Annotated in this window: 19 protein-coding genes and 1 other annotated feature; of the genes, 13 read left to right on the top strand and 6 right to left on the bottom strand. The window is 40.3% G+C overall.

All coding sequences use genetic code 11. From position 1 onward, the window contains the following. The first annotated feature begins 189 nt into the window (after nt 1–189). From V1498_RS12975 to V1498_RS12960, 4 genes are all read left to right on the top strand, one after another. The gene (locus V1498_RS12975) at nt 190–804 is read left to right on the top strand and encodes a hypothetical protein (RefSeq protein WP_409294143.1); all 615 of its coding nucleotides are present in this window, start codon (nt 190–192) and stop codon (nt 802–804) included. Nucleotides 805–907: 103 nt separating this feature from the next. Then, nucleotides 908–1,183 (top strand): hypothetical protein, encoded by a 276-nt coding sequence (locus V1498_RS12970; protein WP_409294142.1) that lies wholly within the window; start codon nt 908–910, stop codon nt 1,181–1,183. A gap of 253 nt (nt 1,184–1,436) precedes the next feature. Continuing rightward, nucleotides 1,437–2,906 carry a zinc ribbon domain-containing protein gene (locus tag V1498_RS12965; RefSeq protein ID WP_409294141.1) on the top strand — a complete coding sequence of 490 codons (1,470 nt, stop codon included), beginning with the start codon at nt 1,437–1,439 and terminating at the stop codon, nt 2,904–2,906. After that, nucleotides 2,906–4,213 (top strand): glycoside hydrolase family 3 protein, encoded by a 1,308-nt coding sequence (locus V1498_RS12960; RefSeq protein ID WP_409294140.1) that lies wholly within the window; start codon nt 2,906–2,908, stop codon nt 4,211–4,213. The genes V1498_RS12965 and V1498_RS12960 overlap by 1 nt, the downstream gene beginning before the upstream one ends. A gap of 51 nt (nt 4,214–4,264) precedes the next feature. Here the strand turns inward: V1498_RS12960 and V1498_RS12955 are convergent, their stop codons facing one another. The 3 genes from V1498_RS12955 to V1498_RS12945 form a co-directional block, all read right to left on the bottom strand. Further along, nucleotides 4,265–5,191 carry an IS3 family transposase gene (locus V1498_RS12955; protein ID WP_409299274.1) on the bottom strand — a complete coding sequence of 309 codons (927 nt, stop codon included), beginning with the start codon at nt 5,189–5,191 and terminating at the stop codon, nt 4,265–4,267. Next, on the bottom strand, nt 5,092–5,655 hold the full coding sequence (locus V1498_RS12950) for a helix-turn-helix domain-containing protein (RefSeq protein WP_409294139.1): 564 nt from the start codon (nt 5,653–5,655) through the stop codon (nt 5,092–5,094). Before V1498_RS12950 ends, V1498_RS12955 begins: the two co-directional genes overlap by 100 nt. Nucleotides 5,656–5,827: 172 nt before the next feature. Beyond that, the gene (locus tag V1498_RS12945; RefSeq protein WP_409294138.1) at nt 5,828–6,670 is read right to left on the bottom strand and encodes a hypothetical protein; all 843 of its coding nucleotides are present in this window, start codon (nt 6,668–6,670) and stop codon (nt 5,828–5,830) included. Between the two features lie 362 nt (nt 6,671–7,032). On the opposite strand from V1498_RS12945, the gene V1498_RS12940 reads away from it, so the two are divergent. Continuing rightward, entirely contained in the window at nt 7,033–7,770 is a 738-nt protein-coding gene (locus tag V1498_RS12940; protein ID WP_409294137.1) for an STAS domain-containing protein, read from the top strand. Here V1498_RS12940 and V1498_RS12935 read toward each other — a convergent pair. Then, the gene (locus V1498_RS12935; RefSeq protein ID WP_409299272.1) at nt 7,754–7,927 is read right to left on the bottom strand and encodes a putative glycolipid-binding domain-containing protein; all 174 of its coding nucleotides are present in this window, start codon (nt 7,925–7,927) and stop codon (nt 7,754–7,756) included. The two genes, V1498_RS12940 and V1498_RS12935, sit on opposite strands and share 17 nt — an antisense overlap. Before the next feature lie 470 nt (nt 7,928–8,397). Here V1498_RS12935 and V1498_RS12930 point away from each other — a divergent pair, with 470 nt between their 5' ends. From V1498_RS12930 to V1498_RS12905, 6 genes are all read left to right on the top strand, one after another. Continuing rightward, nucleotides 8,398–9,099, top strand: a complete 702-nt coding sequence (locus V1498_RS12930) for a DUF2711 family protein (protein ID WP_409294136.1) — start codon at nt 8,398–8,400, stop codon at nt 9,097–9,099. A 742-nt stretch (nt 9,100–9,841) separates the two neighbouring features. After that, a complete protein-coding gene (locus V1498_RS12925) occupies nt 9,842–10,051 on the top strand; it encodes a hypothetical protein (protein WP_409294135.1) in 210 nt (69 codons plus the stop codon). Nucleotides 10,052–10,176: 125 nt separating this feature from the next. Then, on the top strand, nt 10,177–10,824 hold the full coding sequence (locus V1498_RS12920; protein WP_409294134.1) for a 2OG-Fe(II) oxygenase: 648 nt from the start codon (nt 10,177–10,179) through the stop codon (nt 10,822–10,824). A gap of 1,508 nt (nt 10,825–12,332) precedes the next feature. Further along, a complete protein-coding gene (locus V1498_RS12915) occupies nt 12,333–12,635 on the top strand; it encodes a hypothetical protein (RefSeq protein ID WP_409294133.1) in 303 nt (100 codons plus the stop codon). Between the two features lie 485 nt (nt 12,636–13,120). After that, on the top strand, nt 13,121–13,399 hold the full coding sequence (locus V1498_RS12910; protein WP_409294132.1) for a hypothetical protein: 279 nt from the start codon (nt 13,121–13,123) through the stop codon (nt 13,397–13,399). Nucleotides 13,400–13,511: 112 nt separating this feature from the next. After that, on the top strand, nt 13,512–14,354 hold the full coding sequence (locus V1498_RS12905) for a nucleotidyltransferase (RefSeq protein WP_409294131.1): 843 nt from the start codon (nt 13,512–13,514) through the stop codon (nt 14,352–14,354). A gap of 217 nt (nt 14,355–14,571) precedes the next feature. Here V1498_RS12905 and V1498_RS12900 read toward each other — a convergent pair whose 3' ends face one another. Further along, nucleotides 14,572–15,024, bottom strand: a complete 453-nt coding sequence (locus tag V1498_RS12900; protein WP_409294130.1) for a DUF5063 domain-containing protein — start codon at nt 15,022–15,024, stop codon at nt 14,572–14,574. Between the two features lie 369 nt (nt 15,025–15,393). Beyond that, nucleotides 15,394–15,649: a binding site (T-box leader), on the top strand. 64 nt (nt 15,650–15,713) lie between these two features. Here V1498_RS12900 and V1498_RS12895 point away from each other — a divergent pair. After that, on the top strand, nt 15,714–17,393 hold the full coding sequence (locus V1498_RS12895) for a glutamine--tRNA ligase/YqeY domain fusion protein (RefSeq protein ID WP_409294129.1): 1,680 nt from the start codon (nt 15,714–15,716) through the stop codon (nt 17,391–17,393). A gap of 260 nt (nt 17,394–17,653) precedes the next feature. Here V1498_RS12895 and V1498_RS12890 read toward each other — a convergent pair whose 3' ends face one another. Next, on the bottom strand, nt 17,654–18,886 hold the full coding sequence (locus V1498_RS12890) for a GGDEF domain-containing protein (protein WP_409294128.1): 1,233 nt from the start codon (nt 18,884–18,886) through the stop codon (nt 17,654–17,656). A gap of 564 nt (nt 18,887–19,450) precedes the next feature. On the opposite strand from V1498_RS12890, the gene V1498_RS12885 reads away from it, so the two are divergent. Continuing rightward, on the top strand, nt 19,451–20,725 hold the full coding sequence (locus V1498_RS12885; protein ID WP_409294127.1) for an IS110 family transposase: 1,275 nt from the start codon (nt 19,451–19,453) through the stop codon (nt 20,723–20,725). Nucleotides 20,726–20,846 lie beyond the last annotated feature (121 nt).

The following is a 20,846-nucleotide window of genomic DNA, read 5'->3' as shown; positions in this document are numbered from 1 at the left end:
AATAAAAATTTTTGGCGGAAGTGCATGTTTGAGAGGAGCGAAGTGGTAAAACGCATCGAAGTATACAAAAGTTGTACAAAAAACCAGGCTCTAATAGGGAAGGCGAAGGAAAAATGCAGCATAGAATATTTTTCTCTATTTAAGGATGAAAATGTTTCTGGTAAAATTTAGTGAAAGGGGAGTGGTGTTATGACAAAGAATAGATGGTATATCTTCATTTTTCTGCTTAGCTCCATATTTGTCATTGCTTTTTTTAATTCAGGAAAAACGGTGTCTAAAGCAACCAAGGCACCTGTGGAAGACAGGCAGAAATCCAAGTCCAAGGCTGCTGAGCTGAGCAAAAACATCAAGGACCTGCAGAATCTCATAGACAGGAGATTATCATACACAAAAACTGGCACCATCATGTCAGGCAGCGGAATCAATAATATTTTCTACAGCATTTATGAGTATTACAATGAAAACAAACAGGACTATCAGTATGGAATTCAAATCCAGGAAAAAGACCTGACAGAAGATCAGATTAAAATCAAGATCGATTCGTACAGCATCCACAAGCTCTCAGCAGGGGCACTGCCGGATAAAGCGGCCGATACCTTCAAGCTGAATGCTTCATCCCCTGTGTTCATCGCACAGTCCGGTTCCACCCTTAAAGACGGCCTGTATTACTTATTCTCCAGCAAAAAACCATTAACATTCGCTGACTTCCAGCTGGAATTCATCTTTACCGACAGGGGAGCCCCTGCGGATGGGAAAACATACCGCTATATCGCAAACGAAAAAAAGAGCCTCATCACTGACTGAAAAACCCAGGAAATAATTGGTAAATGGGGGACTGTCCCCATGTTTCATTTTCATGCCTTTAGGTTATATACATCAATATAGCTTGGATTAAGAGGTGATGAAAATGGCAAGAAGAGTAGGAAAAGTAAAAAACGTCAATAATAGGAGTCTATTTTTAAGAGGAATCTTGTTAGGCGGGATTGCCGGTACTCTATTGACTCTGTTTGATTCAAGAACCCGTAAGCAGACGGTGGATATGCTGGCCCAGGTGAAGGAAAATCCTGTGGAAGTAAAAGACCAGATGACAGAAAAGCTGACGGAAGCCGCCATGAAGGTGCAGCACGCACTCGAAGAAACACAGGATGCATATAATAATGCGAGCTCACGTAGATTCCAGTGATACCTGTAACTGGAAGGCCGGATCACTATGATCCGGCCTTTTATTTATGGGAATCGTATGGCAGAAAAAGGAAGCGCTGTCGAAGTTTCCTCACTCATTTTTGCCTTTTTAATCCTTTTAAATGATAATCCTGAAAAGATAGATAAAAAGAACCAGTTCCTGATATTTACTATAAGTCTATTTTCTTATACAATTGGATGGTGTTTTTTAGTTCTATTTACATAATTTATGAGCAGAAAGAAGAGGGGACAACGTGAAATACTGTAAGCAATGTGGAAGCCAGATCAATGAAGGGAAACAATTTTGTACAAATTGCGGTGCAAAAGCCGGAACAGGAGAAGAGGGAACTGCAGGCCAGGCAATACCGGGTGCTCAGGGTGCTCCAATCTCAGCCCAGTCCTCCCGTACACAGGCGAGCGTGACAAAAGGATTGCTTGGCACCAGGAAGTCGAAGATCATCTTTGGTTCACTGATACTGGCAGCAGCTATCCTGCTGACCGCTTTTTATGTAACGAATCACTTTCTTGCACCAGAAAAGGTAGCAGATGGTTTCATCAAGGCGGTACAGGAAGACGATGCAGCAAAGGTAAAAAAATATATTAACAGCGGGCAGATTGAGATCAAAGCAGACGATGCGCAGGCAAAAGCATTTATAAAATATTTAAAATCCCAGCCCCGTATTCTAAGGGAAGCAGATGACCAGTTCAAGACAACGATTGCCAAGCTTGATAGACAAAAGGACCTGACCGTTTCCGCGAGCAGTGGAAGCGATAGATTGATAGATATCAAGTACACTGGAAAAAAGTGGCTCCTTTTCAATGATTACGCGATTGAAGTACAGCCTGTATATATATCTGTACCAGCACTGGGGGAAGCTGCTGATATTACGATAAATGGGAAAAAGGCAGGCAGGGTGGATAAGAAGGAAGAAACATTCGGGCCATATTTGCCCGGTGAATATAAAATCAAGGCTGAAATCAATGGGGTTTTCGGCAAGGTAGTAAAGGAAGCGGAAGCGGCAAGTTCAGATGCCGAGGACCAGAACCTTCCTGTAGAATTTGACCTTTCAGAAAACTATATTGACCTCGACTCTAACTATGCAGATGCAGATGTATATGTAAATGGAAAAAGCATTGGGAAAAAAGTGAGCGACCTAGAGGGGATTGGCCCTGTAGAACGAAATGGCACGGTCAAGGTAATGGTGAAAAAGAAATTCAAGGCCGGCGAGAAGAAGAGTAACGAGGCAGCCATTACAAAGGATACTGATTCACTCAGCTTAACTATCGATTATTATGAAAATCTGTATGATACAGACTATTATTCGGAGTCTGATGAAGATACTGCGGCAGATTATGCAGCCACTTTTGAAGAGGAAGCAAGTGAGATCAAGGACTTAATCAGGGAACATTATGATTATATTACGTATGATGACTTTGAATCAGCTTATGACTTATTCTCATCCTCACGGAAAAGCAAGATTACTCAGTCCGGCTGGGAAAAAGGGTTTGCTGACAACCTTCGTGATGAAGTGACTACCCTGAGGGTAGAGAGTATCGATGGAGATACAGCGAGCGCCTATGTTGAAATGACTTCCTACGACGGGAAAGATGATGGATCCACATTAGTCCAGGAATGGGAGGGTAACTGGTCTCTGGTTAAGGAAAACGGTGGATGGACATTAAATAAAGCAAGCCTTAAAAAGCTGGATTCCAGAGTGGAATAATGAATAGAAGACGTAAGTCGAAAAAAAATGGCAAGACATTTATGATGGCCCTGGTATTCGGTGTTTTGCTCGGTGCTGCGATTTCAGCCTGGGCCCTGACGTCCGGAAATACGGAAAAAGAGCCAGGAGCCGGAAAACTGGCGAGGACAGATCAAACGGCTGAAAAAGGTGAGAAAACTGTTTCCGAAAAGCCGGGAGGTCAAGGGGGCAAAAAACAGGAAGAAGCAAAGACGCCCGTAGAAACCACTTTTACACAAAAGGATATGGGAACCGAAGAAAAAGTAGATGCCTTGGTCAAAAGGATGACACTGCAGGAAAAAGTGGGCCAGATGATGGTAGTCGGCTTTGGGACAAAGGCTCCAGATGCGCACATCAAGAAGATGGTCGAGGAATATAAAGCAGGCGGGGTCATCTATTATGACCGTAACATGGAAACCCGGGCACAGGTAAGTAAACTGACCCAAGACCTGCAGGCCATGGCTGTCCGTAACCGCCTCCAGATTCCGGTGATGGTTTCTGTTGACCAGGAAGGCGGCAGTATTGTCCGGATGAAAAATCAAGTATCCCCTATACCTTCCCAGCAGGCACTCGGCAATGAGAATAATGCTGAAAAAGTTCACAGCATTGCAGCGAGAACAGGCAAAGAGCTTATGGGGATGGGAATAAACGTGAATTTTGCCCCGGTTCTCGATCTGTCTGATACCGATACACGCTCATTTGGCAGCAATCCGGCGAAGGCCGGTGAATTCGGCGGTGAGGTAGTAAAAGGATTGATCTCTTCAGGAATGGCGGCAACACTTAAGCATTTTCCCGGCAATGGAAGAAGCAATATCGATCCGCACGTCGAAACATCCTCCGTTCATGCAGATAAAGTGGACTTGGAAAGCAAGGATATCTATCCCTTTACCAAAATCATAAAAGAGATGGATAATGATAAATTTTTTGTAATGGTAACACATATTAAATATCCTGCATATGACAAAGTTAACCCTGCCAGCACCTCTCCAGTCATTATCGACGGTCTGCTGCGCAGGCAGCTTGGCTATAAAGGGATCGTTGTGACCGACGACCTGGAAATGGGTGCGGTCAGTAAATACATTGATTATAAAGATTTGGGTGTGAAAGCCATACAGGCGGGAGCTGACCTTCTGCTCGTCTGCCATACCCTGCAGTATCAGGAGGAAGTCTTTCATGGCATTATGAATGCCGTGAAAGCCGGACAGATACCCGAAGAAAGAATAGATGAAGCTGTGGCGAGGATTCTCCGGTTCAAATTGAAAAACCCTCAACTTATGCATATCAAATAAAAAGAGGATGTCCCTGAAAATGTGGTGACCCCCATAAGTTAGAGAATTAAATTAAGCTGCTAATTGGCGGGTGTGAATCCGGTATTCTACCGGGCTCATGCCAGCCAGTTTTTTCTTTATACGCTTATAGTTATAATAATATATATATTTTTCAATTCTCGTTTTCAATTCCTCGTATGATCGCAAATCTTCCCCGTAATACATTTCTTGCTTCATTAATCCAAAAAAGTTTTCCATAGGTGAATTATCTAAACAGTTTCCCTTTCGGGACATACTTTGGAAAACCTTGTTTTCTTTGAGTGTTTTTACCCACATATTATGCTGGTAATGCCAACCCTGATCAGAATGGATGGTGGTTCTGAACTTTGAGTCTTTTACTATATCTAAAGCTTCTACCAGGGGTTTAAGGGCTAACTCTAAGGTTGGTCGCATACTTATCCCGTAAGATAGAATTTCACCATTGCACATATCCATAATAGGATTTAGATAAAGTTTTAAACCGTCTGAACATTTGAATTCAGTTATATCCGTTGTTAATTTTTGATGGCAGACCTTTGTGTGAAAACGACGTTTAATACGGTTTTTAGCGATATTTCCAACCTTGCCTTTGTAAGAACTGTACTTACGTGATTTTCTTGTAAACTTTGTTGCTTTAAGTCCAATTTTCTTCATGATACGCTGTACTCTCTTATGGTTCACTTGAAAACCACGTCTTTTTAGCTCCAAGTGTATTCGACGATAACCGTAATTGCCATCATGCTCACTAAAAATCAATTGAATACATTCCTCAAGCTCTTGGTCTGGGTTTTCCTGTTTCATCGCTTTTATATGGTAATAGTAAGAAGACTCTGGGATGCAGACTCTATCTAAAACGTCTTTTAATTGGAAGGTTTTTTTGAGTTCGAGTGATAACGCTGCTTGTGCTTTTCGAGATAGGCTTCTGGATCCATCTGAAAAGCTCGCAACTTTTTTAAGTATTCTACCTCTAGACGAAGCAGCTCGTTTTCTCTCTCTAACTTTTGTTCATAGGTCATCTCTTTTTCATCGTTGGGTTTGTTCTTTTTATTCTTTGATTTATCAGACATAGAAGGCCTTCCTTTCACTCTTTCCAGGCCTTCTATCCCCTCCTTCAACCATGTTTTTTTCCATCTGCCTATCATAGGAGGGTTTGTTAGCCCAAAATGAAGGGCTGTTTCCGTTTCTGAAGAACCTGTGTTTTTCATAAAGCTTAATACATCCAGCTTAAATTGAACAGGATAAGTCTCCTTATTCTTTTTCTCTCTAAGGCCTTTTTCTCCAAATTTCTTATAAGTTTTTATCCAGCGTTCTAGCTGGCCATATGATTTAATACCATGTTTCTTCGCTAAAGACTTGGCCCCTAATTTTCCTTCCCTATATTCCCTTACAACCATTAGTTTGAATTCTTCACTATATTTAGACATAAATAAACACCCCAAAAGTTAGATTTCACTCTAACTTTTGGGGTGCAGTACAAAACTTGGGACATCCTCTTTTTGAATTCTTTAACCTGATGTTCGATTCTGAAATGAAGCGAAGGATGCCCTCAAAACAGGCGGCACAGTCAAGCCCGGGGAACTATTCCCGGGCCCATTTTTAGAAAAAGCTATTTGTAAAATCTCCAAAAGCAGATCTTAATGATTCGAACAGCATATCACCCATGATCCCCATGGCAATGAAAGTCAGTATATAGGTTAAAAGAGTTCCATAGATAGCATCCACGCCTTCCTGGACATCTCTCTTAAAGCTTGCAATAACAAGAGGGGGCACAATGAAAACCGAGCCTATAAACCCGATGAACAGGACAATGAAAAAGATTTTAACCTTCAGGATGGTCATCACTAGAGCAACAGCCAATATGGCCACAAAAGGAATGAGGAATGAACCAAAACGGGCGATAACCTCGCTGAAGGATGCATTCACTCTGCCAAGGCGCACGGCCATGAAGCATGAGGCAGCTACTAAAAAAATGAAAACGGCATAAGCAAAAGCCGGTTTGATCACAACCCCGGTAAATGGCACTTGATCGGCAAGGGATGGGCCGTCATAGAAGTCTGCGCCAAAGTCGCTTACCGTATTCAGGATGCCCCTGAAAGCGAAATACATAATTAACGGGATAATCAATGAATAAATAGCAATGGTTATAATTCCGTTTAATAAATGTTCTGCCCCTACTGCCTGTGAGCTGGCAAATGGGCGCTTTAAAACCTGCACAAAATAAGAAAAATACATTTTAGAAATCTTCTTGGTCGTTTCAAGGTATTGATTCGGCTGCGCCTGCTGAGTTGTGCTGTTTGTATTAACTGGAATACCTCCTGCTGCCGAAGGCTCGTAGGAAGCTGCTGATTCAGCTTCTGCGAGTGAAACTAATTTCGTTCCGCAGGACTCACAGAAGTTTCCCCCTTCACCGCTGCTGGTTTTACATGTTGAACAATACATTAAGTAAACCTCATTTCAAGTATAGTTATATAATCCTAGGAGTATATATTGGAATTATATAAGAAATGAACCAGTTTGTGGAGACTATATAATTATTTTGCAGTAGGAAAAAAGAACTATTTCGTAGGGTTTTTAGCACGAGTGGAAGCTGATTGGGAAATTCATGTAAAATTGAAAGGGCAATCACCATAGTTGAAAAGCTTCATTTTCAAAGTCTGCAAGATGTACCGCTTTGTTACCGCAATGCGTTTTATTATAATGAGGTTAAAGCATCGGACAGTAGGCAGCGTAATAGTCATTTAAGGATAAAAAGCACACACAAGCTATACAATAAGCCGGAGACAATTATGGAGGGCTTTGAGTTGAAACGCAGGGTAGAAGATTTTATAGAATATGTACCGGGAATCATATGGGTCGTCAATAGTGATCTTGAATACCTGGATATTAAGGGAGAAAAGTTGAAAGAGTGGGGCATCGATCCCGGGGAAGTGATCGGTAAAACGGTCACAGAATTTCATCAGGAAGGCCCCGATGGGATGAATACGGTGAATCAGAGGCTTGCCTTTTCTAAAGGAGAGCTGACTTACAGGGTAGATTTCGCGGGCAGTTTGTATGAATGCAAACTAAATCATCAGGAAGAAGAGAATGTGGTGATTGGTGTGGCCACGGATATTTCCAGGCATGTAGAACTGGAGGAAAGAATTGAAGCCCAGGACCAGGAAATCATGGAAGCTTCGATCCCGCTCATTCCGGTCCTTGAGCACGCGGTGGTGGTCCCGCTTATTGGCGAGTTGACCATGCGGAAAATTGATCACATCCAGCGCCATACCATCCCGTCCATCCACGGGATAACAAGACTTCAGCATGTAATTCTTGATATTTCCGGATTATCGCTCATTGAAAGCAATTCGATTTCCTATCTGATGGATCTGCAGTCCATCCTTGGCCTGCTTGGATATAAGACCATTCTCACCGGAGTCCAGCCAAGGATTTCAAAAGAAATCGTCGAAAGAGGCCTCGGGATTTCGGAATTTGAAGTGTATTCTTCCTTAAAAGATGCCGTTCATTCTTTGATTGAAAGCGCTAGAGAATCCGGCTGAACAGCCCGGGATAATGCAGCACCAGCCGCATGGGATCGACTTTAATGTCCGCTTCAAATCTGCTGCTCCTGTAGGTAAAGATCCTGTAATCTTGAGCGGCCGCTTTCCATGTATATTGTGCTGCTCCACTTTTTTGTACTGAAGATTGGGTACCGATATATAGACCATCTGGAAATGGTGCGGTTCGTTTGGAATCCAGTCCGTCCGGTTGATCGGCAGGGAATTTGTGAATGGAGTGGAAGATAGATCAATGTCTATCGCACCGTCCAGCTCCGGCAGCAGATTCCCTTTTTTGTTTTACCAGCTTCCGCTTCCTTCGGAAGACAAATGCAGGGAAGCTGACAGGGTATCTATATCCAGTTGCTTTACATACCAGTCATGGGAAAGGTGCAGCCGGTAATGTATCTCTTCTGGAACATCCTCCTAAACCAGGATCGCGGTGCTTTTAATATAAATTCCGACCTCCGAATCAGTTAACCGCAGGTATTCGGTTCCGTATCTTTTTTCATGTTTCCAGACTATTTCTACGTTCATTTCATCCTCTTCTTTCTGAATATTCTTATTTAAAGAGTTTCCTCTTCCTGCTATAATAATTTTACAGTATTTGGATGAAAACGGGGGGTTTTAATGGAAAAAGAACGTCTGCTGCCCGAACCGCATCGATATGCCATCTGTTCACCAGGGCGATATCCGGTAAAGAAATTTTATAAGGGCGTGTTCCAGGAAGTTTTTATATTCTTCCACCCATTCATCAAACCGAAAAACCTTTCTTATGACCTTTTTAATCCAGATAAGTATCCGGATAAAAATGAAATACAGAGGGATTGCAAACGGATTTCATGGGAACAATTCCTCGGGCTGTCCGGCATCGAATCTCCTGCCAGACTTGATATCGGCCTCAGGACTTCTATAGGTGGCATCGGGAGGGAAAGAGCCTGCGAGAGAACGGCGGAAATCATTCAGGAAACCTGCGAGCGGGAAAGAATGATTCCTCCCTATGAAGGATCTCTTCCAGAAATCCTGATAAACGACCTGCTCCAGGCGGTGATCGAGGAAGGCCATGACTGGATTTGGTATGGCGATGAATTCTGTACCAAGAGAGAATTGGAGTATATTGAGGATTTAATCGAAAAGGCAGACTCATTTGGTGTATCGCCCATCAATCTATTCACCCATGACCAAAGCCTGCTGATCACCACAGGTTGGGACAGCCATTTTTCCCTGCTTTGTTCCGATAAAGAAACAGTGGCCAGAATAGTTAAAAGATGCAGTCTTGAGGGCTTTTATTGCGGGGAGGATACATGGCTGTACTGGAGCGTGCAAGAATAATTTGGGAGGAAGAAGGCTGTGAAATGATCACTGAAATCAACCATAACGGGACCAAGGACGGGTTATACAAGTTTGAACCGAATCCTCGTCCGCTACAGCTTTTTCATATTTAAACTATATACCATCGCTTCCATGAGACAGCTCCTAATCTATCACGTCTCCTAATTTGAAAAAAGTGCTGGGCAACGAAGGTATCAAATACATGTATTCCTGAAACATTGATATTCAACATGTTAATGTATATATCTTTGGTATCACAGTCTCGGTAATGTAGGCTGCCCTGCTCTCATTAATATCTCCGATGAGAGGTAAGACCGCCACTCCTTTTTTAAAGCAATGGGAGCGGCAAGTTCGACTTTTCCTTTCCAATGGTCTTTACGGATTTTTAGGTGATTGTCCTAGAAATCTTTGTGAAAGTACGCATAATTTCATCAAAAATATAAACTCGCCAGCGTGTAACACTTGGTCGGGCAATCCTTGGAATCAGAAGGTGTTCTTGAAGGATGAACCCCTCTCGAAACTTGATGTGATGATACAGTAACTACAAGAAATAGTTAAGTCACTAGAAGCTGAATCTTAACTTAGGGCAAGCATGATTTGTTGTCTTGCCTGGGAAAAAAATCAGCAATGCAAGGAGTCAGCCTAATTTAGGTGAAATTTGAGCTAGAAAAACAAAAAACAGAATATTTTGTAAATTTATTATTACTTATAGTATGATAAAGATACCTTGGAGGTGGTAAACATGGTTTGGTTAATAGTATTTATTATCACTATGATCATCATAATTCAAGTCATTCGAACATTTTTAAACCATCCCCAAAAAATTGATTATCCAGATGATTATGAAGAAAGAATCATACAAAATGAAGAGCAGACAAAAACAGTACAACATTTACAGAAACGGGTTCTGACCAACATTCCAATTAGATATATAAAGGCCATGCTCAGTTAAAGAATAGGGCTCCTGAGAATGGGCTACATCTAGGAATAAGTTGAATTTGAAAATTGTCTAAGTCTTTTTCTTATATTATGATGCAATTTCCATAATTAAACTATCGAAGCTGGGAGCTGATTTAAATGACAACGGATACTATCACGAAAGAGCAGACCATTTTTAGCCATACGGGAAACAGAATCCAAACGGAAGACAGAGAAATCCACATCCTTACCAGAATAGAAGAACCATTGGTTGTCGTATTGGGGAATGTCCTGAGTTACGAAGAATGCGATGAACTCATCCAGCTATCGATAGCCAGGATTCAGCGCTCAAAAATAGGTGCTGATAGAAACATAAACGAAATACGAACAAGCAGCGGTATGTTCTTCGAACAAAATGAAAACGATACCATTTATAAGATTGAAAAGAGAATATCGTCCATCATGGGTATCCCCATTGAAAATAGCGACGGCATTCAAATTCTGAATTATAAGCCTGGACAAGAATATAGACCCCATTACGATTTTTTTTCCTCCACAAGCAAAGCCGCTCAAAACAACAGGATTAGTACACTTGTAATCTACTTAAATGACGTGGAAGAAGGCGGGGAAACATTTTTCCCTAATTTGAACTTTTCTGTAACACCTCAAAAGGGACTGGCCGTCTATTTCGAGTATTTCTATCAAGATCAAAGCCTTAACGAGCTGACCCTCCATGGAGGAGCACCCGTTATACAGGGTGAAAAATGGGTGGCAACCCAATGGATGAGACGACAAAAATTTAGGTAGGTAACTGGAGTATTTTAGTATTTGATTTATCTGTTTCTAGAGGTAAATCCATCTGGTTTTCGCTTCTTTACTAAAGATTGTAAACCTTATTAGTTTTACTAGACAATTCTGACAGGAGTCAATCCTGATGTTGAACAAACATTAAGGCAAGCACCAAACTTAAAGGTGTAAGGATAGAAGCAAACTTAAAGCGTGCTTTATATAACATCGTTATTTTTTTAGAAAAACGTGATAAGAAATAAATAAAACAAGCGGATGAACTTGATAAGTTCATCCGCTTGTTTATGGGCATTCATTAATAGTCTTTGGTAAGTTCCATTTCAGTGAGGGGGGATAATTATTTTAATAAGTCTTTTTGGTTTAATTATTTTGATTTACTTTTACGTTACGTTTTCATTAATAGTTTTATTACTTTTTGATTTTATCTATTTTGAGAGGAAAACTAATAGGAATATTTTAACGGTTTTGAATTACCTAATATATAGAAACTCATTCGCTTGGTTTTAGTGCAAATATTTTCTTTATAATCTTTTTAGTAGCAATTTATCTAATTCACGTACTTTATCATATGATTTTACTAGTTCTTCAGGAACCAATGTTCTTCCATAATCCCAGGCATTCGTATCGATTTCTATTTGAAGATTTTCTTTTTCTTCTTCGCCTCCTTACATTAAAATTCTTAAATCAGGTTTGTTTTTCTTAAAATATAAATAATAACCTAGCTCATGATAGAGAATAATTTTAACAAAGTTTTCTTCTGTATCTTTAATTCTAATTTTCCCTTTATAACCGTTTATCTCAAGATAATTAAATTTTATAGTATTGGTCGATACGTTATAACTCATAGGGGAAGTTAGGCTATTGTTAAATTCATAATTAACATCTAAATTGTGTTCAAGCAATGTATTTCTAATAATCTCCTCGATAGTCCATATATATATCATTTATTTTTCACAACCCTTCAACTATTATACTCCTGTTTTATTACTTTTATGTTAATCAAGCTTTTATGGTCAGCCATTATACTATACCCCAGTCTTTGAAATGGGGAACGACAAGAATATAGGGAAGGGGATCAATATACGTTATAGAATATGAAAAAATGACCCGGAAATGCTTTGTTTTAGTGAACCTCATACGTGAAAGAATGGATATTATCCTATTATTAGAGTTTGAGTACCGCTTTAAAAGAGCTTGAAATAAAGCCCTTATTAACCTAGTAATAAGGCGATTTTTTGGTGGACGGCATTAGTAAGTAGAAGGATTAAGGATTAGCTTTATTTAAATTAGCGGCGCGAGCGATAATATAGAGAGGACTTTTTAAACCGATCCATTCAACAGTAATGATTTAAATATAGGACGCTGGGTAAAGATAGCTTAATAAGCGCTGGAAGGCAATGTAAAACTGGTTCAATATGAGATATATGGCCATTATGAAACTCCACTAGTTGTTGTCACTTCTTTCGGAAGATAAAGTATGTTGTCTAACGATCAAGGAGGAGATAGTAGTGAAGCAAGCTACAGAAAAGGTAATTGAAACTTTCCCTGTATTATCCAATCACGGTGTAAATCTTAACCAAAGCGGGGCTATAGGGCTAGGTAAGACTGAAGCTGTTTTTCTACAGCTTGCCATGTTTTTTGAGGACCCTGAAGAACATCCATTTGATTTGGGTAGTATAATTCATCACTTAGATGAGAATTGGATCCCATTAGCCTTAGAAGTCATTAATTTATATTTTTTAAAGGACATTTGCTTATCACCTGGAAAAAGCGAAGACTTACTAATCAGATTAGAATATGTAAAGCAGTGAATCTTGTTAAATTTTGACGTTGTTGCAGGGTCCATTCATATTTTGGGACGGATAGATTGGAACGGTCAATAAACTGACATTATCCATTCCGCCGCTAATGCAATTCCAGCTTGAAACAGCCATGTTATTTGTTTATTTGCCATATTCTTATTCGGATCAATACGATACGGTTATTGTTTACAAGTTTGTTCTGTTGTTAGCCAATCAATCCAAGTAATAGAGCGGATGATCTATTATTTCATGTTATTTCTGCTGGCAAAAACATCTATCTATTCGTCTAGCAGATAGATGTTTTTTCTTTTGTATTTCTCCACATTTTAATATGGATTTCCTTACAAAAGGTGTGGTCCTGAAAAAGAGTGGCTCAAGGATGGGTCCATATTATTCCAAAATTAGATTTTCTCTTTCAGGGGAGAGACCACTAGGCAACCATGAATAGAAGCAGCTGCAAATAAGAATGTTAAGGTTAATGAGAATTTGAGGCAGTGAAATTTGCAGACGGTTCTTTAGATAAATTTATAGCTCGTTTTGAGAATAAAATTATTGATAACAGACTAGAATTTTTGTTTGGTTCCTCAGCAAAAGAAATTAGTTTTAAAGATACCATTAAAGACTTTATAGGTTATAATGGTACTCATTCAAATGTAACTGTTATTGATTTAAGTGGTGTCCCATTTGAAGTATTGAGTATCACTGTTTCCTTAACCTCTAGTTTTAAAGTTGGAACTTCCATTTTTATAAGTAATATCAACATTAAACTTTAACCGAGTGCAAAACAAACTTATTGTACATAGTTTTTCTATATTAGTAGGCTTTAGATAATACCACCCTCTGTGAAAAGAGTTTGAATAAATGATTTAAAGAAAGGGAGATTCGTTGACTTACATTAAAAACATTGGACGTCTTTGTTCTACGGATCAGAGCGGCTTTATAATAAATGATTCAAATACGAAGAACATTCAATCTGAATATTACCCATTGATAGAAGAAATAATTATCACGTACAAAAGGCGCGTAGGTCCTGACCTGCATAGTATTTATGTTAGAGGCTCAATTCCCCGGGGATTGGGGATTCATGGTGTGTCAGACCTAGATACAATAGCCATAACGCATACAGAGACGAAAAAGTTAGACTTAAACTGGGTAGGTCACGCTGAAAGGGAATTGAACAAAAAGTATAATTGTGTCAATGGAGTAGAATTTAGTTTCTATTCCATTGATGATATAAAGGAATTCAGCCATTTTTCTATGATCCCATTCATGATAAAGACACACAGTGTTTGTGTTTACGGAGAAGATCTAAGCATACAGCTGCCAAGTTATAAGGCAGATAAAACGCTTGGTAATGAACACCTTGTAAACCTCGAGAGTCAAATTGAACTGGCAAAAAAAGACCTTGATCATAATGAGGATAAGGAAGACATCCTCGATTGCTGCGGATGGATTATGAAAATATTAGTAAGAGCGGGACTAGCACTTCTCATAGAGGAAGAAAAGAAATATACGAGAGACTTATACCCGGCCTATAAGATATTTTCGGAACATTTCCCAGAGAGAGAATCCGATATGAAACAAGCAGTTACATATGCAATTAACCCGATTGATAACCCACAGAAAATAATTGATTTCTTAAATGAAATGGGAAAATGGATGGTTAGTGAAGCCAGAAAGTGGCTCCAGATTCATAATCCACATAGAATAAAGAACATGGAGATTTAGAACGTCATATATTACTAAAATTGTATGCAGTAATGCATTTAACTAAGTAATGTGTGCTTTTATTAAGAATTTCGTTATAAAGGACAGCCCCACTTTTGAAAGTTCTTTTTGGTTATATTTAACAGTGTAAAGTTTTTCTTTCCAAAACGCTCTGTAAACTAATAGTGTTGTTTTTTCGTAAAGATAAAGGGACATAGAATCCAAAGTCCTTATTGTACTAAATCAAATCGTTCTTTACTGAATGCAGCGCATGTAAAGCATTTACTGCGTGCGAACCCCAGTGGGCTTGAAAATGAAACTTCCAATGCCAGATTGCTTCGTTAGGGGTATCTTGCTCAAATAGTAGGATACCTTCTTTAAGATCTTTATAAATGTCTATAATATCGTCTGATAGGCTTCCGCACCCTGGCTCAGCTAATATATAGGGGTCAAATACTTGCCAGTAATATTCATATTTATCGAAATCGACCTTTGGTAAAGAAATTTCAAATAGTGGTGCTTCTGCATGATCAGGTTCGACTTCAGGAAGTTTTAGTGCCTTTAGGTACAAATCTAAAAGTGCAGCAAGGAGTTCTTCCAAACTTTTTTCATCAAGACCATTTAATGAATCAATCAAAGTGCAATAATGATTAGCTGAGGAAAGAAAACTCGTTACATCTTCATTTATCATAGTTAAATCCTCCGATATTAAAGACTTAGCAGCTAAATTTTGTTAATTGTAATTTATTATAAATCTTATTGGTGGATAACAAGCAACTATTGATACTCATTTTGCCTGCTGTTGTAGTATCATTTCTGAATCTGAGAAAGGAAAATGTTCTAACCTACCCTTTTTCGTTTGCAGAAGTTTTGAAATCCTCTACGCATTGATACAAAGAACATTCGATAATTGGACCCTATTTCTCGTTTACTTCGAATATCAACAAAATTGTTTTACAAATCCTTACTAAAAGGTTGTTATCTTGAAGAGCAGAAAAAAATGCTGGAAAATGTTCTTCACATTATAATTCTGTTTTGTTATGATTATAAAAATTACAAACGAATGGCGATGAAGAGAAGAGTAGATAATCTGGTTTCTTCACAGAGAGCCCCGAAGGCTGGGAAGGGGCAGGGACCGATTATTGAAGCAAGCCTCTGAGCCGGGCACCGGAACGGATTTTATATCCGGGATGGTGCCACAGGAGCTCCTGTTATAGAGCTGGGGTATAAGCATGGATATTTGTGCCGTACCCGAGAAGTCTGATTTGGCGACAAATCGGAGAACTGGGGTGGCACCGCGAAATCTCGCCCCCAAGACTTTTTAGTCTTGGGGGCGGGATTTTTTTTTGATTTACAACTAACGAACTGGAGGAGACGGAAATGGCAGTTGAAGAAAATATGGGAAATGAGGAAGCGTATTTAGATTGGATCACAGAAAATGATTATAAAAAAAGGACATTTGAAAGAACCATCACGACCAGGTTCCCCCCCGAACCAAATGGGTTCCTCCATATTGGCAGTGCGTATGCCATTCATTTGAATTATATGGCCGCAAAGAGGTATGGGGGGCATTTTAATCTCCGTTTTGATGATACCAATCCACTGCGGGAAGATCAGGCTTTTGTAGATGGAATCATCGAGGATATGGAATGGCTGGGCTATTCTCCCGGATCCCGCATCTACTATGGCTCTGATTACTTCCAAACAATTTTTGAGGCGGCAGTCACGCTGATTAAAAAAGGAAGTGCCTATGTATGCGAACTGAATCCGGAGGAAATTACGGCTGGCAGGGGCACGCTCACCGAGTCTGGAACAGAAAGCCCATTCCGCGAGAGGAGCGTGGAGGAGAACCTTAAGCGGTTTCTGGAAATGAAAGAGGGAAGGTACCCTGCTGGTTCCTGTGTACTGAGGGCAAAGATTGATATGAAGTCTTCAAATATGAACCTGAGAGATCCTGTTTTATACCGAATTATTCATGCCTCCCATTACCGTACGGGACGTGAGTGGTGCATATACCCGATGTACGATTTTGCCCACCCGCTGCAGGACGCAATCGAGGGTGTAACACACTCTCTGTGCTCTATCGAATTTAAAGATCACCGGCCGCTGTATGAATGGGTGCTGAACGAGCTTGGGATAGAGGCACCCCCAAAGCAGCGGGAATTCGGCAGAGTCAATATGACCGGTGTGGTCACAAGCAAGCGATTTTTGAGGGAACTGGTAAGTGAAGGTCTGGTCGATGGCTGGGATGACCCAAGGCTGCCCACACTGAAAGGGATGAGAAGAAGGGGTTTCACGCCTGAGAGCATCAGGTATTTCATTCGCCGCCTGGGGCTTGTGAAGCATCAGACCAGTGTGGACTTCAGTCTGCTGGAGCATTTCGTCCGGGCCGATTTGCAGCACACAACAAGCAGCATCATGGCTGTGCTCAATCCTCTTAAAGTCACCATCACCAATTATGAAGAAGGGAAAACAGAGCTGCTGGAACTGGCCAATAATCCCAGTAATCCCGGTCTTGGCAGAAGGGAAATCCCTTTTTCAGGAGTCATCTACATCGAAAAGGAAGACTTTATGGAAATCCCGGCAAAAGGCTTCAAGCGGCTTTACCTGGGCGCAGAGGTCAGGCTGAAGGGCGCTTATTTCATAAAATGCCAGGAGGTCGTGAAGGATGAAAAAACAGGTGAAATCATTGAACTGCTTTGTACGTATGATCCGGAGACCAAGAGCGGCAGCGGTTTCTCTGGAAGGAAGGTAAAGGGAACGATCCACTGGGTTTCAGCTGCCCATGCAGACGGGGTGGAGGTACACTTGCTTGACAGCCTGCTTAAAGAGAATGCGGAAGTGCCGGGTGGGAATGACTCACTGGCCGCCAAAATAAATCCTGATTCGCGTATGGTTCTTAAGGGCTGTAAGATTGAACGGGGTGCTTTTGGGGGAAGAGTGCAGTTTATGAGACACGGATATTTCTGCCGGGACAAACAGAATTCCGCTGATGGAGAACCGGTTTTTATCCGAACTGTTTCATTGAAGGACACCTGGAAGCGGCATGAAGGAATATAATCTTTGAAAGTCATAGTATGTAAAATTTAGAATATAAAGTTTCATTATCTTCACATTGAATTGGACGTACATTAAGCGATTGTGAAAAGCCTGGGACCCGAGTCATACAGGGGTCCCAGGCAAAAAAATAAAAATTCATCATTTGAAGCTCCATGGCAATAGTCTGCATAATATCTTTCTTTTCCTTCTGCAGCCGAAGAAATTTTAATAAAGGCACGGCATACTTTCAGCCGCCCGCCTGGGAGATGGCTGTATGACCTTTAAAGTTCTAAGCCATTTTTTACGGATACCCTATTACGTCCCAGTTTTTTAGACTGCAGGAGCAGCTGGTCTGCGAATATATATCCCTTTTCCATAGAGATTTGTCCTCCCAGCTTGAAATAATAAAGGCCGAAGGAGGCGGTATAGGCAATGGGAATTTGCTCATTGTTAAATTCTGCATCGACTGTGCTTTTTTCTAGTGTGCTTAATAACTCATGCAATGCTTGTACATGATCTTCAAAGCCTTTACCCCTGAGAAAGAGGGTGAATTCTTCACCGCCGCTCCTGAATAAATAGTCTTCTGTTCCTATAATATTGCTGAGGGATAAGGCGAAATGCTGAATTACCTTGTCGCCTACTGCATGATTGAACCGGTCATTTATGTTTTTGAAATGATCGATGTCTGCAACCACGATTCCTATGCATTCTCCGATTTGGTTCAGCTCCTTCATTTTCTTATCCATATATGCCCGATTGGATATTCCGGTTAAGAAGTCCGTATAAGCCATCTGTTCAAATTTATCCCGTTCATTTTTATCCTGAATGCTTTGCGCCTTAGAGATAAAGGACCGGCTGACCAGATAATTGAGAATGAATAAGCTTAGCAGCATGTCCCACTTCTGTTCTTGCAGGAAAAGCAGCAGCAGGCCATTGGTGAATGACAGCTTTCCTATGTCCAGGATACTTCTGGTTTTAATAAAATCAATGGCTTCGGACAGTGTCTTCAATTCCCCTAAGAAGTAGAAGCTGATAATGAAATAGAGATCGGATAGCAGGGAAGTGATTGTTACCAGCAGAATCATCATAATCCAGAACCCAAAGGGAATGTTTTGAAAGACGGGGGATAACTGGAGGTATAAATAATAGGCAATCGAGTGATTCAGTGTAAAGGATCCTATATTATATACAGTGTCGAGAAATTCAGATGGATCAGCGGTTTTTGTGCGTTTCTTATTAAAATAAACAGTGAACCGGTAAAGGACCTCGAAAATGAATAAACCAAAGGGACCTGCAAACAGGCCAAACGATAGACTGTACGTAATCCCATATTCTATGGGAGTGCTTCCCTTTTTACTGACAATCCGCAGATGAAAATAGAGATTAGAGAATAACCAGTACAAGGCAAGGGCCTTGATATACACATTCATTTCAATAAAAAGGTGGGGAGTATGGATAGAAATAGCCAGTGATGTGAGAAATAATGCAAAAGTGAAAAGTCTGTCTCTCAGCATAATAGTGAATTACCCCTTCGAAAATAAGGGAGCACGGCCTTATTCTTTTTTCGTAATAAGGCCGTGACCCTTGTCTGTTACATAAGACCTAATAACCTGGCCAATGAAGATATGATCTTTTGGAAAAACTATTATTTTATCACACTATTTTACTATATAACCTTTATTTTGCAACCAGGAAAATAATAATGAGGCTAATAATTGGTGCCTGCCGAAAGAAAACCTAGTATAGATTGGCAGCGCTTATGTCAGAGAAGATAAATCCTTTCGAGAATATTATCGGTTCCCTTGCTTGTTTATTAAATACAGCGGTTTCTGGCACCTGAGTTTTTTTCGTATTTTCGGAAAGGCAAGCCTTAATATTACAATATCAATAAAGAGTAATTAGCAGCGCGGATAAAGCAGCTGTTTAGTTATGCTGCATATCCAGCCTTTATTTGTTTCATTAACTAGACAGGTTAGCATTCCTGTAGATCGTTATTTTTGAGCTTTGATAAAAATAGGGCTCCTCAGTAAGATATGAGTAAGACACGACTCTAACTCAACTTAGGAGGAACCCTTACTATGAAGTTTAAAATGCAGGACAAACAAAATCAACTAATCGAAAGAATTTCTGACAAACATCTTGTCGTTGGGGTAGATATTGCCCAACAATTCCACGTAGCCAGGGCAGTCAATTTCCGCGGGATCGTTGTAGGAAATCCTATAACTTTTCAAAATAATGAAGAAGGATTTGGGACTCTACTAAACTGGATAAATAAGCTGAAAAAAGACCATAAACTTGATGAATCCATTATCGGGATGGAACCGACAGGACATTACTGGATCAATCTATCCAAGTGGCTAATAAAAAAAGAGATTGAAGTGGTGACAGTAAATCCTCATTTGGTAAAACGAAATAAAGAAAACCGCGACAACACACAATCAAAGAGTGATAAGAAAGACGCGTTGGTAATCGCTGATATGGTAAAGAACGGTTACTACTCATTTGTAAGGAACACCCCAGAAGCATTTGAAAGACTTAGGGTCCTAATGTCTAACCGAGATGTTATTGTAAAAAGGCTTGTGAGCTCTGTTAATCAATTAAACCGCTGGGTTGATATTGTTTTTCCTGAACTCAGGGAGGTATTCAAAGACATTACTGCCAAAGGGGCAATCGCAACGCTAAGGCTTTTTCCAACCCCACTGGAACTGCGTTCCATGAAACCCGATCAAATAGTCGCTGGCTGGAAGTCACTGATGAAAAGGCAGCCTGGAATGAAGAAAGCATACTTACTTCTCAACGTTGCCAGAAAGTCGGTCGGTACAGGACAAGCATTAGATGCCTACAAATTACACCTTGAACAATTACTCGAAGAGTATGCCCTTGCGGTCCAACAACTTGAAAGGGTTGAATGTACCATCAAAGAGGAATTGGCTAAAATTCCTTACGCACAGAAATTACTGATGATTAAAGGGATTAGTGAAATCTCTCTGGCAGGAATTTTAGGTGAGGCTGGAGATTTAAGCGGTTTTTCCCACGGCAATTCATTACTCCGTCACGCCGGTCTCCATCTGGCTGAAGCTAGTTCCGGGAAGTGGAAAGGCCAAATTGTCCTTTCTAAGCGTGGCAGATCAAGACTAAGACGTTTTCTTTATTTAGCTACAATGAGCCTGGTGATGAATAACCCGGAATTTAAGGAGATCCACTCCAGCAATGTTAAGATAAAGAAAATAAAAAAGATGAAGTCCATCATGAAATTGGTAGGCAAGTTGGCCAGGATCTTTGTTGGATTAGCACGTAAAAATGAGCCTTATTGTTCAAATAAGGTCCAACCTTTGCCTGAGCAGGCAGCATAATTAATTTTCGAAGAGAATCATGAAACAATTATTATAGACTGAGTTTTGGCTTATTCGCAGGATTTCAAATATGTACGGAGTACCAGATTTCTTCAACAAAAGGGCACTGACCCATCAGGTT

Source organism: Paraperibacillus marinus (assembly GCF_046237605.1).
GTDB lineage: Bacteria > Bacillota > Bacilli > Bacillales > DSM-1321 > Paraperibacillus > Paraperibacillus marinus.
This window is presented reverse-complemented; position numbering and strand designations above follow the sequence as displayed.

What these genes read in the sequence shown, in the direction of transcription:
- V1498_RS12975 (WP_409294143.1), top strand. Translation starts at nt 190, where the DNA reads ATGACAAAGAATAGATGGTATATCTTCATTTTTCTGCTTAGCTCCATA.
- V1498_RS12970 (WP_409294142.1), top strand. Translation starts at nt 908, where the DNA reads ATGGCAAGAAGAGTAGGAAAAGTAAAAAACGTCAATAATAGGAGTCTA.
- V1498_RS12960 (WP_409294140.1), top strand. Translation starts at nt 2,906, where the DNA reads ATGAATAGAAGACGTAAGTCGAAAAAAAATGGCAAGACATTTATGATG.
- V1498_RS12950 (WP_409294139.1), bottom strand. Translation starts at nt 5,655, where the DNA reads ATGTCTAAATATAGTGAAGAATTCAAACTAATGGTTGTAAGGGAATAT.
- V1498_RS12945 (WP_409294138.1), bottom strand. Translation starts at nt 6,670, where the DNA reads ATGTATTGTTCAACATGTAAAACCAGCAGCGGTGAAGGGGGAAACTTC.
- V1498_RS12930 (WP_409294136.1), top strand. Translation starts at nt 8,398, where the DNA reads ATGGAAAAAGAACGTCTGCTGCCCGAACCGCATCGATATGCCATCTGT.
- V1498_RS12925 (WP_409294135.1), top strand. Translation starts at nt 9,842, where the DNA reads ATGGTTTGGTTAATAGTATTTATTATCACTATGATCATCATAATTCAA.
- V1498_RS12920 (WP_409294134.1), top strand. Translation starts at nt 10,177, where the DNA reads ATGACAACGGATACTATCACGAAAGAGCAGACCATTTTTAGCCATACG.
- V1498_RS12900 (WP_409294130.1), bottom strand. Translation starts at nt 15,024, where the DNA reads ATGATAAATGAAGATGTAACGAGTTTTCTTTCCTCAGCTAATCATTAT.
- V1498_RS12895 (WP_409294129.1), top strand. Translation starts at nt 15,714, where the DNA reads ATGGCAGTTGAAGAAAATATGGGAAATGAGGAAGCGTATTTAGATTGG.
- V1498_RS12890 (WP_409294128.1), bottom strand. Translation starts at nt 18,886, where the DNA reads ATGCTGAGAGACAGACTTTTCACTTTTGCATTATTTCTCACATCACTG.
- V1498_RS12885 (WP_409294127.1), top strand. Translation starts at nt 19,451, where the DNA reads ATGAAGTTTAAAATGCAGGACAAACAAAATCAACTAATCGAAAGAATT.